The following is a 12359-nucleotide window of genomic DNA, read 5'->3' as shown; positions in this document are numbered from 1 at the left end:
GGAGATGATGGTTGCGACGAGTGCCGTGGCGGAAAGGAAGACGGCGGGGCAGCGAGCAGAGCGGGCGACGAAGCGACGCCAGGCTTCGATGGCCGAACATCATTCCCATGCGCCCGCGGCGTCGGTAGCTGACATCATCAGCCGCATCGCCGACCATCCGGCACGCCGAGTCGCTGAACTGCTGCCGTGGACCTACCGTCCTGCCTGATGTGACGCCTTCACCGGACGCTTGCCGCTTTCCACCCCTGGTGGGCGCTAAGACCACTGCCCTCCCGGCTGAACGAACGTCGGCTTTCTCGCGCCGCTGCCCGAAAGCGGCCGTTCCGTGCCTGAAGGGTTTCGGGCGCCGGCAGGCGTACGAAAGTCTTGGAAGCCCGAACCCGCGGGCCGCAGGCGGTGCGCTATGGGGTTTTCGGTTTCCGGCCTGCTGGGATGCGCAGCAACACGGCATATGTGGACGCGCCCCTGAAGGTGGACCGTCCGGAATCGGGTGGGCAGGATGGGTTCACCTTGGGGGCAGCCCGGTAACGGCCGACGTGGTCAGCGCTCTGGCGGCAGTCGGCACGGATGACACCGTTTCCGCAAGCACCCGCGCTGCGGAGTATGTTGTCCTCGGGCCGTGCCGGGTCACGACGCCTGCATCCCGGATAGAAGATCATGGTCCGGCGGTGCGCGGGGCTGACACTGGCGCTCGAAGGTTTCTACGACGACCATGCGCCCGCCGCAGCAGGGGCATGGCGGCCGTATGTCGTCCGGCTCGGCCCGTGCGTCGGGCGCCGCGGGCGCTGCAACACCGAGCAGTTGGCGGGCTCGTTCGAGATGCGCCTTGCGGGTGGCGCCGGCGAGCAGGCCGTAGTGGCGGATGCGGTGGAAGCCCTTGGGCAGAACGTGGAGCAGGAAGCGGCGGATGAACTCGTCGGGGCTGAGCGTCATGACCTGCTGGCGGTCAGCACCACCCCGGCGGTAATCCTTGTAGCAGAAGGTGACGCCGGTCTGGTCGAAGCGCAGGAGCCGGCTGTTCGAGATCGCAACGCGGTGAGTGTAGCGCGAGAGATAGGCGAGCACCGTCTCGGGGCCGGCGAACGGCGGTTTGGCATAGACCACCCAGCGTTTCTTCCTGGCCGGGGCGAGGTGACGCAGGAACGCACGCCGGTCGGTGAGATGGCCGAGGCTGCCATAGAAGGCGAGCCGCCCGGTCTCGTGGAGTACCATCAGCCGGGTCAGGAACAGGCGGCGGAACAGCTTGCCGAGAACGCGGACGGGTAGCAGGAACGCCGGTCGTGACGAGATCCAGCGGTTGCCGTCCGTTGACAACCCACCGCCCGGCACGATCATGTGAATGTGCGGGTGATGGGTCATCGCCGAGCCCCACGTATGCAGCACCGCGGTGATGCCGATGCGGGCGCCGAGATGCTTCGAGTCCGCGGCGATGGTCGTCATCGTCTCGGACGCCGCCTGGAACAGCAGGCCATAGACCGCCGCCTTGTTCTGCCACGCTACATCGGCGACCTCGGCAGGCAGCGTGAAGACGACGTGGAAATAGCCGACGGGCAGCAGATCGGCCTCGCGCTCGGCAAGCCACGTGCGTGCCGCCGCGCCCTGGCACCGCGGGCAGTGCCGGTTGCGACAGGAATTATAGGCAACCCGCCAGTGCCCGCAGTCGGTGCAGGCCTCGACGTGCCCGCCCATGATGGCGGTTCGGCAATGTTCGATGGCCGACATGACCTTCAACTGGTCGAGGCTCAGGTGCCCGGCACGGGCGGACCGGTACGCAGAACCTGCGGCACGGAAGATGTCGGCCACCTCGATGGCGGCGCGCATGCCTGCTCAGCCGCTCGACGTTCTCGCTTCTCTAGCGGCCGTGGCGAGCCGGTCGAACGGGCTGGTGACATTGCGCAGCACCCGGGTGGCGACCTGCGTGTAATAGGCGGTGGTTTCCAGCTTCGCGTGCCCAAGCAGCGTCTGGATGATGCGGACGTCGATACCGTCCTCGAGCAGATGCGTGGCGAAGCAGTGCCGCAACGTGTGCGGTCCAACGCGCTTGCCGATGCCCGCCGCCAGGCTCGCCTCGACGACGATGCGGTGCAACTGCCGCGTGCTGATTGGCTTGAGATAGTGCTGGCCGGGGAACAGCCAGCCATCGACGTGCAACACGCCCTCCCGCCGACCGACCCGCCACCATTCCCGCAACAGCGCCAGCAGCCCGGCCGGCAGCATCGCGTTGCGATGCCGTCCGCCCTTGCCGCGCTCGACCCGGAGCAGCATGCGCTCGCTGTCGATGTCGCGGACCTTGAGCGCGGCGATCTCGGACGCGCGCAATCCCGCACCATAGGCGACCGACAGCGCTGCCTGATGCTTCAGGCACGTAGTCGCCGCCAGCAGCCGCGCCACCTCGTCCTGGCTCAGCACTACCGGCAGCTTGCGCACGTGCCGCATGCGGACCAGCTTGCGAGCTAAATCCGGGCGGTCGAGCGTCTGTGTGAAGAAGAACCGCAGCGCCGACACGATGGCGTTCATGGTCGGCGCCGGCACGCCCAGGTCACATTGCTCGATCTGGAAGCACCGCACCTCTTCTGCCGTCGCCGTGTCGGGCGACCGCCCCAGGAACGTCGCGAACCGGCCGACATCGCGGATGTAGTTGCGCTGCGTCTCGTGGCCGAAACGGCGCAGATCCATCTCGTCGATGAGACGCTGGCGTAGCGGGCTGACGGCAACAACCGGGGCAAGGATGGTCATGGCAAGGCTCCTCTCGTGGAACCCCGATGCTCTGCCTGCTTCCAATAGCGCTCAACCAACACGCTACGCTGGCGACGTCACCTCAAACCGCGCCCCGCACCCCCTCCCGCGCAGCGGGTTCGTGCACCCACCAACTTCTGACGTTCCCAGAGGCCGGTCGTGCAAACGTTGAACGTCGGCTTCTGACAAGAGGCGCCGTTCGACGTGCCGCAGGCGAACGGCAACAAAGTTCCAAAGTCGGCCGTTTCTCACCGGATACCACCCTGACGACGCATGTCATTCACCAGCCTTTAATCGAGCCGGGCGAGGCTGGCGGCTGGAGCTAGGCAAAAGGCGCGTCGGCAGCGGTTGAAGGCGGTCGGTAACTTTGGGGATCTGGTCCACCGCCTCCTTCAGCCGGGTCAACCGCGCCGCCTTCGAGTAGCGACCGGCAGTTTCCCCGCTCATGGTATGGCCGACGAGATCAGCACGGGTTTCGAGGAAGACCTCGCGATGCTTCAACTCCGTCGTGACTGTGTGCCGGAACGAGTGGATGGCCTGACCCGGTTCGATGAAGTCCAGCTTCTTGGCGATCTTCATCCACCAGTTCTTGTAATAGACATCCCCATAGCTCCGCTTGCCCGACGCGGTCCGAAGCTCCGGAAACAGCATCGTCTCGCCTGCGGCACGCAGCGCTTTGACGTATTCCGGTAGCCTGAGCCGTATCAGTTCGTCAGCGAATGGCACCAGTCGAACCGCCGCCTTATTCTTGACTCGCCCACCGTTCTCGTCGGTGATCGTAAAGAACCAGATGCCTTTCTCCTCACCGATGTCATCGAGCGTCAGCTGGCAGATTTCCTCGCGCCGGCATCCGGTGTACCAGGCAATGGGCAGCACCCAAAAGCCCGCGTCGTGCCAAATTTCAGTCCCCTGCTCGAGCCGACGCCCGAGCGATCGCGACCCCATCCAGATCGGCAGACGAAACAGTTGCCGACCTTCCTCCTCGGTGTACGCATCACGCTGATCGCGTGCATCGCGATCATCCTCATAGAGGAAGTTCGACCAGTCAATGGTGGCGACACCGTTGACCTGCTTTCCGACCCATGCCACCAATTCCTTTAGGAAGAGGAAGTGGCGGTTCGTGCTGGTCGACTGGAGCCCGATCGTCTTCGCGTCGCGCGTGCCAGCCTTGATCTCCGCCTCCGCCTCGCGGCAAATTTCCTCCAGCGACATCGCGTCGTGGCGCCGCGACTTGTGGTGACTGACGGGCAGACGTGAGAAGTGCTCGTTGAGCCTGACGACGTCCTCGCGCCCCAGGAGGCGTATTGGGAGGGCACCGTAGCTCTTCTCGAGCAGACGTGCCGCCGACAGGAACTGGGTCCGGGTCTTCTCCGTCCAACGTGCCTTGCGCCTCGCATCACCGACGATCTTGGGATTGTCGGCGATGAACCGCTCCGCGGCCTGGGTTGGCGTCATTGATGCCCACGGCTCGGCCACCTCCGGCTCGCGCCGTGGAAGCGGAGCAGGAACGGTCGCTGGCGCGGCAGCAACAGCGGCGAAAGGCATCGGCGCAGCCGGGATACGATCGTCGGTCATGGCCGCCCACATAGTCGCTGGGTCGACTAGACGACGCCGATACTCCAGCGCGGCCGCCAGCCTTCCTTCTAGATTGACCTTCCGGGCGATATCGAGATTGTCCTCGGTTTCGGCGACACCCGCCGTTCGAAGATCTTGAGCCGCCCGGTCGTGGGATCGTATCACGCCATTCCGGCTGATCGGCGAAAAAGTCGATCAGCGTCTCCTTCTGCTCGTCGGTCAGCCCGGAGAATCGAGCCTCGACATGCTCTCTGCTGCCGACATTTTCTGGGACGCCGTGAACGACAAAATCTCTGAGCATAGCTTCGTAGATTCCGACTAGGCCCTCAATCATGAAGGTCGCGTCGGGTTCGGTACGCTGGAAGCCGACGTGGACCTGCTCGAGGTGATCGCGCATCCCCTCCATCGCCTGGCGAAAAATTCCCGCCTTTTGGACGGTCGTCAGTTTTGCGGCTGGGCCGTCCTTGCCCAAAGTCATCTTCAGCGTCTCACTCTTCGCGGTCATCGCGCATCCCATGCTGCGCGCCACCGCCTGGGCAGTGGTTCGAAGGCTGAGACGTAGGGTGAAAGGCTTACCATCCTGAAAACGGACGGTACGGCGCCAGTAATAGACGGCGCCTCGGCGCTCGACGTTCTGGATTGCAGGCACGGCATCTCCACATGGAGCCGTCACACCCACCGGCCCAATCCAGTGGCTGTGAACGATTTTCTGCCGTTAAAACAATGACTTAAATAGAAACATGGCTGGGGCGGCAGGATTCCCATCCCGACGCATCTGCGAGCTAAGTACTTGATTCCACCAGCGCGCAGGTACCGCCTGCACAGCCCATTGCTACAGTGCATTGGCACAATTTTCAATTGCGATTTGGACGGTATTGGACGCTAGCAAGAGACGTGTCGGCGCAGTGGTGCATGCAGGAACGCTTGTCCGTCGATGGCTGGTCGTTCCTGGCCAAAACAGCGAGGCACGCGGACCGAAGCGCGGTTTTAAGTTTAGCGGTTCGTCCCGGCGCCTATGCCGGCAACAGCCCCACCGCGCGGTAGCTGGCGATCATCTTATCGAAGAGCGCGATGTCCGATCGGCCCCTTGCGAAGAGTTGTGCGCCGGCAACCGCCGCATAGATCGCCTTTGCCCTCGCTTCGCTTTCACCCGCTTCGACGACCTTGGCATCAACGAGCAGCTTGCCGAGCCACGCGACGTTGACGTCGGCGAAGCATTGCACCTCGGCCTTCACCGGATGGGGAAGATCGTCATATTCGGCGGCCATGAAGCTGGACAAGCAGATGCGGTTGTCGTTCGACAGCGAGGCCCGGAAAATCTCGGGATAGCGGCGTAGCGCGGCCAGCGGGTCGGGCGCTTCGTCAGCAATCGCATCGAGCTGCTCGACCGTGTCTTCCCAATAGCGCCGCGCCACCGCCGCGCCGAGATCGGCCTTGGTTGCGAAATGATGATGGATGCTGGGCGCCTTGATCCCGACTTCAGCAGCGATGTCCCGGAAGTTGAGGCCGTTATAGCCACGCGCCATCGCAGTCCGCCGTGCGGCGGCCAGCACCGCTTCCCTGGATGTTGAAACCGCCACTGCTCCACCCGTCTCGCCAACCCGACCAAGTGGTAGATAGACCTTGACGCCCATCACGCAAGCGCGCATTTGTCTGTCTACCGATCACTTGGTAGGTAAAACTATGATGTCGCAATCCCCGCCGCCGCCGACCACGAAGCTCCGCCTGTTCACCTCTCCCTCGGCGTTCCCCAATCCCCAGCGCCTGCGCATCTTCCTGCACGAGAAAGGCATTGCCGACCGTTTCGACGAGCAGGTCTACAATATGTCGCCGATGGGCGAGCAGCGGCAGTGGAAGCACCTGAAGATGAACCCATGGGGTGAAACCCCGACGCTTGAATTGGCCGATGGCAGCTTCATCTCGGAAACTGCCGCCGTCGTGCGTTATCTCGACCAGGCATTTCCGGGGCGCCGGATCATGGGCGAGACGGCCGAGGAGCAAGGGCTCGACGCCATGTGGGACAATCGCATCTGGGTGCACATCCTCTACCGCATCACCACCGCGTTCCACGTCCTGCACCAGGGACTCGGCCCCAAGCTCGAACTGACCTCGAACCCGGCATGGGGCGAGCATTGCCGCAAGGAAGCGTTGGCGCATACCGCGCTGGTCGACCGGCATCTGGCCGATGGCCGCGACTGGCTGCTCGGCGGTGCGGAGCCGACCTTCGGGGACATCACGCTGGCGACTGCTATCGCCTTTTCCAAGTTCGAGGTGAACGCGATGCCGCTCGACGAGCGCTATGAACATATCGATGCGTTCTGGCAGCGGTGGCAGCGCCGCCCAACGTTCCTCGCCGCCTATGCCGATCGCAGCAGTGGCGTGCCAGAACTGGATAACCGCGCCTAGCAACCGCGTGCCCCGGACGGGGTTTGTGTCCGTTTGAGAAATACCCTGAGCAGGAGAGAATGACGTGCTGTTTCACACGATGGTTGGATCGAACGACATCGAGCGATCGAAGCGTTTCTACGACACGGTGCTGGGCACGCTCGGCGTCGGCGAACCGGCGCGGAATATCGCCGACAGCGGCCACACCCGGCTCATCTACAATGATGGCAAGGGGACCAACTTCATCGTCAGCCAGCCGATCAACGACAAACCGGCGACCGTCGCGAACGGCAGCACCGTGGCCTTCTCATGCGACTCGCCCGAGCAGGTGAAGCAACTTCACGATACGGCTGTGGCCAATGGCGGCACGTCGATCGAAGGCCCGCCCGGCCCGCGTCATACCGCGTCCATGGGTACGATCGAACTCGCCTATTTTCGCGACCCCGACGGCAACAAGCTGTGCGGGATTCATTTTCCGGAATAATCGAGCGCCTCGTATCGTGCCGCGCCCGTGTTGCCCGTCCCTATCATGGACGGGCAGCGCTTGGTCGATCCGGTGCGGCGAGGATCAGATGAGACCGCCTGGTCTGAGGTCAGTTCAGGCGCAGCAATGCTTATGCTTCTTACCCGATCTGCAAGGACATGGATCGTTGCGGCCGGTCTTTGCCGCCGCGACCGCATCCACGGCGATCGGCTTCGCCTCGCCGACCCGCGTACGCGCCGCGTAGAGGCGCTGGACCGTATCCGTCAGCTCGGCCACCGCACGATCCTGGAAGGCGTTGACCTCGACGCTGTCGAGTTCGCTTTCATCACGCGCGATTGCGATCAGCGCCAGCAGGCGGTGCCATGGATCGGCCCATGCCGCATCGGCGGCGGCCGCATCCCACGCGTCTGGCCGCAACGCGATCGCGTTAGAAAAGCCGTCAATCCAATATTCCCACAGAACCTCGCCATCCCGCTCGTCGACGTCGAGGATCGGCTGCAACTTGCCGCGGGACAGGTCACGCGCGATCTCGTCGCGGCGCGCCGCGACCGCTTTGACGAACCATTGTACGTCGAGGGGATCGTCGAAGGGCGGAACGCCATCGCCCTCGACGCCCCATATGACCGTCATCCACTCATTCGTAGGGATCGGCTCGGGACAGACGATAAGCCCGGTCAGGAAACCGTCGAGCTCGGTGAGCAGCATCGGCTCTTCGACCGGCAGGTCCGCCAGTGCCCCATCGAGACGCCGGAAGCGGGACGGCATTTTCCTCACAGGCTGAGGCCGCGCCGACGCATCTGATCCTCCGCCATGACACGCAGCGGCGTCTGATCGCCCGCGGCGAAGATGTCGGCGAAGTCGAGCAGATCCTCATCGCCCAACGCGGCCACCGCCGCCTCGATGGCAGCGAGGCGCTGAAGCTCGTGTTCCGTCCTGGCGGCGATGCGCTTCATGCGGGTTTTCAGCATAGCGGTCCGTTAGCAGGATCGGTCTGCTTTGACACCGCTCCATTGTTTGACACCGCCCCATTGAATGTCCCCAGGCATGATCTTGACGGACGTGGACCGGATACCGACGTCCATCGGCGTCAGGAGACGCATGATGGTGGAAGCAAAATGGAACGGCGTACGGATCGCCGATAGCGATGATACGGTCATCGTCGAGGGCAACCACTATTTCCCCGAGCAGAGCGTAGACACCGCGCTCTTGCGGCCGAGCGGCACGACTTCAATCTGCCCCTGGAAGGGAACGGCGCATTATTACAGCCTGCACGTCGCGGGCGCCGACAATCCCGACGCCGCCTGGTATTACCCCGATCCCAAGCCCGAAGCGGGAAACATCCGCGGACGCATCGCCTTTTGGAAGGGAGTCACGGTCGCCTGACTTGGCTGCGCCGCAACGGCCGCGCGCGGCGTCACGAACCGGAAGTTGGCCCGATGCACTGGGTCGAACGTTGACCGCCGCATGAAGACGATCCGCTTTCCGGACGGTACGACCGTCCCCGCGCTTGGCCAAGGCACCTGGATGATGGCGGAAGACCCCGCCCGCCGACCGGACGAGATCGCCGCGCTGCGCGAGGGGCTGTCGCTCGGCCTGACCCTGATCGACACCGCCGAGATGTATGCCGACGGCGAGTCCGAACGCCTCGTCGGCGAAGCTATCGCGAGCATGCGCGACGAGGTGTTTCTCGTCAGCAAGGCCTATCCGCAGAATGCCGCACGCGACCGGCTCCAGCATGCCTGCGAAGCGAGCCTCGCCCGGCTCGGGACCGACCGGCTCGACCTGTACCTACTGCATTGGCGCGGGCGCGTGCCGCTGGCGGAGACGGCGGAGGCGATGGAGCGACTGGTCGCAGCGGGCAAGATCCTGCGCTGGGGCGTCAGCAACCTCGATACTGACGACATGGCGGAACTCGTCGCGAGCGGGGGCGAGGGGTGCCAGACCGACCAGATCCTCTACAACCTGACCCGACGTGGTCCGGAATATGACCTGATCCCATGGCTCGCGCAGCATCGCATGCCGGTCATGGCCTACAGTCCGGTCGAGCAAGGCCGCTTGGTGGCCCATCCCAGCCTTGCCCAAATGGCCGCCGAGCGCGACGCCACGCCCGCGCAACTCGCTCTCGCCTGGTTGCTGACGCGGGACGGTATCCTCCCCATCCCCAAGGCCGGGTCCGTCGCCCATGTGCGGGACAACCGGGCGGCGTTGGACCTCACACTATCCGAAGCCGAGCTACGACGCCTCGACGACCTGTTCCCGTCGCCACGCGGCCCCGAGCCGCTCGCGATGCTCTAACCGCGGATGAAGTCGAGGAGCGCACGCAGCGGCGGCGGTATGAGGCGGCGGCCGGAATAATAGAGGAACGGGCCGGAGAAGGATTGCCACCATTCGGGCAGCACCGGTTCGAGCACGCCGCTGGCCAGCGCCGGCACGAGCCAATCCTCGAACAGGTGGATGATGCCGCCACCGGCCGACGCAACGTCGACTAGCAGATCCACCGCACCGGCAACGCTGGCGATCAACGGCCCCTGCGGCTCGATCCGCACGATCTCGCCGTCGCGCTCGAATTCCCAGGGGCTGGTCAGCATGCCGCTGGTGAAGCGACCGCGCATGCAGGCGTGCTCGAGCAGATCGCGCGGATGCGCCGGCCGGCCACGCGCCTTAAGATAGGCCGGCGCCGCGGCGGTCGCGAAGCGCTGGACGCGCGGACCGATCGGCACTGCGATCATATCCTGCTCCAGCCGTTCGTCATAGCGAATGCCGGCATCGCAGCCCGACGCCACCATATCGACCAGGATATCCTCGGCGACGATCTCGACCTGAATATCCGGATAAGCGGCGAGGAAGCCGGGCAGGATCGTCGGCAGCACCAGCCGTGCCGCGCTGACCGGCACGTTGAGCCTGAGCGTACCGGCTGGCCGGTCGCGGAACAGGTTCACGACGTCGAGCGCCGCCTCCACCTCGCCCAGTGCCGGCGCCAGCCGCTCGATCAGCCGCGTCCCCACCTCCGTCGGCACAACGCTGCGGGTGGTGCGATGAAGCAGCCGGACGCCCAGCCGCGCTTCCAGCCGCCGCACCGCTTCGCTCAGCGTCGATGCGCTCGACCCGACGGTCCGCGCCGCGTCGCGGAAGCCCCGCGCCTGTGCGACCGCCAGGAACGCGTTGAGATCGGCAAGGTCCGCCTTCATTGTTCGGTTTTCCGCACAGCCCGTACGGATCACTCCGGCTTATCGCGATGATCCGCAAGCCATATCTGGGAGGCAGCACAGGAGAACAACAATGACGATCGACCAGGCAGGCACCTATTCCTTCGCCGGACGCGCCGTGAAGCGGCTCGGCTATGGCGCGATGCAACTCGCCGGACCCGGCGTGTTCGGCCCGCCGCGCGACCATGATGCGGCGCTCGCCGTACTTCGCGCCGCTGTCGAGGCTGGCGTCAACCACATCGACACCAGCGACTTCTATGGCCCGCACGTCACCAACCGACTGATCCACGAAGCGCTGTCTCCCTACCCCGACGATCTGCTGATCGTCACCAAGATCGGCGCGCGGCGCGGGGACGATGCATCCTGGCTGCCCGCGTTCGCGGCGGACGAGCTGGCCCGCGCGGTCGAGGACAATCTGACGAACCTTGGGTTGGAGACGCTCGACGTCGTCAACCTGCGCCTGATGTTCGATGTCCACGGCCCCGCCGAGGGATCACTCGCGGCGCCGCTCAAGGCGGTGGCGGATCTCCAGCGGCAGGGGCTGGTGCGCCATATCGGGCTGAGCAACGTGACGCCGACACAGTTCGAGGAAGCCCGCGACATCGCCGAGATCATTGGCGTCCAAAACCAATACAACCTCGCCCACCGCGACGACGATGCCTTTATCGACGCGCTGGCGGCGGAGGGTATCGCCTATGTCCCCTTCTTCCCGCTTGGCGGGTTCAGCCCGCTCCAGTCGGCGGCGCTCTCCGACGTGGCGGCGCGGCTCAAGGCCACGCCGATGCAGGTGGCGCTCGCCTGGCTGCTCCAGCGCTCGCCCAACATCCTGCTCATCCCGGGCACCTCGTCGGTGGCGCATCTCCACGAGAACCTTGCTGCGGCATCGCTGACGCTGCCGGAGGATACAGTGGCCGAACTCAACGCGATCGGCGGGTAATCAGGCCGGTCGGTTGGCCAGCACCGCGTCGAGCAGGCCGGGAAAGCGCCGGTCGAATTCGGCGCGGCGCAACGTGTTGATCATCTCGCGCCCGGCTTGCGTCGTCTCGATCAGCCCCGCCCCGCGCAGCAGCTTCAAGTGGTTGGACAGGGTGCTTTTCGGGATGGACTCGCAGGGCGCGGCCTCGGTGCAGCTCAGCCGCTCGGTCGCGGCAAGCCGCGCCACCATGGCCAGCCGATTGGGATCGGCCAGCGCATGCAGCGCCAGATCGAGCGGAACGTCTTCCAGCCGGGGATGGGTGAAGCGGGCCATGCGCCAGATATAGGGGACAACAGTAAATTTAATAGTTCGGAATTATTGAACTATTGAAGCATCACCCCATCTCTCGCCTGCCGACAGCGCACGATGCCGTGATCGCGGGCCAGCATTTCTGGAGAATATATATGTCGATTCAGGGCAAGACAGCGCTCGTCACCGGCGGATCGCGCGGCATCGGAGCGGCGATCGCCAAGCGGCTGGCGGCCGACGGCGCGACCTTGGCGATCACCTATGCCGGCAACAAGGCGGCGGCCGACGCCACCGTGGCGGCGATCGAGAGCGCGGGCGGCACCGCCTTCGCCTTCCAGGCCAACGCCGCCGATCCCGCCTCGCAACGCGCGGGCGTCGAACAGGCCGCCGCTGCCCTGGGTAGGATCGACATCCTCGTCCACAATGCCGGGGTGGCCGAATTCTCGACCGTTACCGAGTACACCGACGAGACCTACGACCGCCAGTTCGGCGTCAATGTGAAGGGCCTGCACGTCGGCACCCGCGCCGCGCTGCCGCATCTTCGCGACGGCGGGCGGATCATCCTGATCGGCAGCATCTCGGGCGAAATGGCCTTCCCCGCGACCACGGTCTACAGCGCGACTAAGAGCCCGACCGAAAATTGAGTTGAGCGATTTCAGCCAGTTGTGATTGATCGAGGGTTGCGAAGACCACGGAGATCACATGGGCTGGACCAAAACCGCTCGGCGCGAGCATGACAGAAGAGGTC

Annotated in this window: 15 protein-coding genes; 7 read left to right on the top strand and 8 right to left on the bottom strand. The window is 64.9% G+C overall.

Annotated elements, in window-relative coordinates:
• The first annotated feature begins 4 nt into the window (after window positions 1-4).
• A complete protein-coding gene (locus ABDV78_RS15110; RefSeq protein WP_343528257.1) occupies window positions 5-208 on the top strand; it encodes a hypothetical protein in 204 nt (67 codons plus the stop codon).
• A gap of 419 nt (window positions 209-627) precedes the next feature.
• Here ABDV78_RS15110 and ABDV78_RS15105 read toward each other — a convergent pair whose 3' ends face one another.
• The 4 genes from ABDV78_RS15105 to ABDV78_RS15090 form a co-directional block, all read right to left on the bottom strand.
• On the bottom strand, window positions 628-1821 hold the full coding sequence (locus ABDV78_RS15105; RefSeq protein ID WP_343528256.1) for an IS91 family transposase: 1194 nt from the start codon (window positions 1819-1821) through the stop codon (window positions 628-630).
• Window positions 1822-1827: 6 nt separating this feature from the next.
• A complete protein-coding gene (locus ABDV78_RS15100; protein WP_343528255.1) occupies window positions 1828-2736 on the bottom strand; it encodes a tyrosine-type recombinase/integrase in 909 nt (302 codons plus the stop codon).
• Between the two features lie 276 nt (window positions 2737-3012).
• Complete coding sequence (locus ABDV78_RS15095) at window positions 3013-4311, bottom strand: site-specific integrase (protein WP_343528254.1); 1299 nt, start codon at window positions 4309-4311, stop codon at window positions 3013-3015.
• Window positions 4312-5324: 1013 nt separating this feature from the next.
• Window positions 5325-5945 (bottom strand): TetR/AcrR family transcriptional regulator, encoded by a 621-nt coding sequence (locus tag ABDV78_RS15090; protein ID WP_309660547.1) that lies wholly within the window; start codon window positions 5943-5945, stop codon window positions 5325-5327.
• Window positions 5946-5994: 49 nt separating this feature from the next.
• Between ABDV78_RS15090 and ABDV78_RS15085 the strand changes: the two genes are divergently transcribed.
• Together ABDV78_RS15085 and ABDV78_RS15080 are read left to right on the top strand one after the other, a co-directional pair.
• On the top strand, window positions 5995-6717 hold the full coding sequence (locus ABDV78_RS15085) for a glutathione S-transferase N-terminal domain-containing protein (RefSeq protein WP_343528253.1): 723 nt from the start codon (window positions 5995-5997) through the stop codon (window positions 6715-6717).
• Window positions 6718-6781: 64 nt separating this feature from the next.
• The gene (locus tag ABDV78_RS15080; protein ID WP_343528252.1) at window positions 6782-7180 is read left to right on the top strand and encodes a VOC family protein; all 399 of its coding nucleotides are present in this window, start codon (window positions 6782-6784) and stop codon (window positions 7178-7180) included.
• A 114-nt stretch (window positions 7181-7294) separates the two neighbouring features.
• Here the strand turns inward: ABDV78_RS15080 and ABDV78_RS15075 are convergent, their stop codons facing one another.
• Window positions 7295-7945, bottom strand: coding sequence for a UPF0149 family protein (locus ABDV78_RS15075; RefSeq protein ID WP_343528251.1), 651 nt, complete (start codon window positions 7943-7945; stop codon window positions 7295-7297).
• A 5-nt stretch (window positions 7946-7950) separates the two neighbouring features.
• On the bottom strand, window positions 7951-8133 hold the full coding sequence (locus tag ABDV78_RS15070) for a hypothetical protein (RefSeq protein ID WP_028966278.1): 183 nt from the start codon (window positions 8131-8133) through the stop codon (window positions 7951-7953).
• A 148-nt stretch (window positions 8134-8281) separates the two neighbouring features.
• Here ABDV78_RS15070 and ABDV78_RS15065 point away from each other — a divergent pair, with 148 nt between their 5' ends.
• On the top strand, window positions 8282-8563 hold the full coding sequence (locus ABDV78_RS15065; protein WP_343528282.1) for a DUF427 domain-containing protein: 282 nt from the start codon (window positions 8282-8284) through the stop codon (window positions 8561-8563).
• A gap of 81 nt (window positions 8564-8644) precedes the next feature.
• Window positions 8645-9475, top strand: coding sequence for an aldo/keto reductase (locus tag ABDV78_RS15060; RefSeq protein ID WP_343528250.1), 831 nt, complete (start codon window positions 8645-8647; stop codon window positions 9473-9475).
• Here the strand turns inward: ABDV78_RS15060 and ABDV78_RS15055 are convergent.
• Window positions 9472-10368: a LysR family transcriptional regulator gene (locus ABDV78_RS15055; RefSeq protein ID WP_343528249.1), complete on the bottom strand. Its 897-nt coding sequence runs from the start codon at window positions 10366-10368 to the stop codon at window positions 9472-9474. The two genes, ABDV78_RS15060 and ABDV78_RS15055, sit on opposite strands and share 4 nt — an antisense overlap.
• A gap of 91 nt (window positions 10369-10459) precedes the next feature.
• Between ABDV78_RS15055 and ABDV78_RS15050 the strand changes: the two genes are divergently transcribed.
• Entirely contained in the window at window positions 10460-11323 is an 864-nt protein-coding gene (locus tag ABDV78_RS15050) for an aldo/keto reductase family oxidoreductase (protein ID WP_343528248.1), read from the top strand.
• Here ABDV78_RS15050 and ABDV78_RS15045 read toward each other — a convergent pair whose 3' ends face one another.
• Window positions 11324-11635, bottom strand: a complete 312-nt coding sequence (locus tag ABDV78_RS15045; protein WP_343528246.1) for a metalloregulator ArsR/SmtB family transcription factor — start codon at window positions 11633-11635, stop codon at window positions 11324-11326.
• Window positions 11636-11766: 131 nt separating this feature from the next.
• On the opposite strand from ABDV78_RS15045, the gene ABDV78_RS15040 reads away from it, so the two are divergent.
• The gene (locus tag ABDV78_RS15040; protein ID WP_343528245.1) at window positions 11767-12255 is read left to right on the top strand and encodes an SDR family NAD(P)-dependent oxidoreductase; all 489 of its coding nucleotides are present in this window, start codon (window positions 11767-11769) and stop codon (window positions 12253-12255) included.
• Window positions 12256-12359 lie beyond the last annotated feature (104 nt).

Source organism: Sphingomonas sp. (assembly GCF_039594485.1).
Taxonomy (GTDB): domain Bacteria; phylum Pseudomonadota; class Alphaproteobacteria; order Sphingomonadales; family Sphingomonadaceae; genus Sphingomonas.
This window is presented reverse-complemented; position numbering and strand designations above follow the sequence as displayed.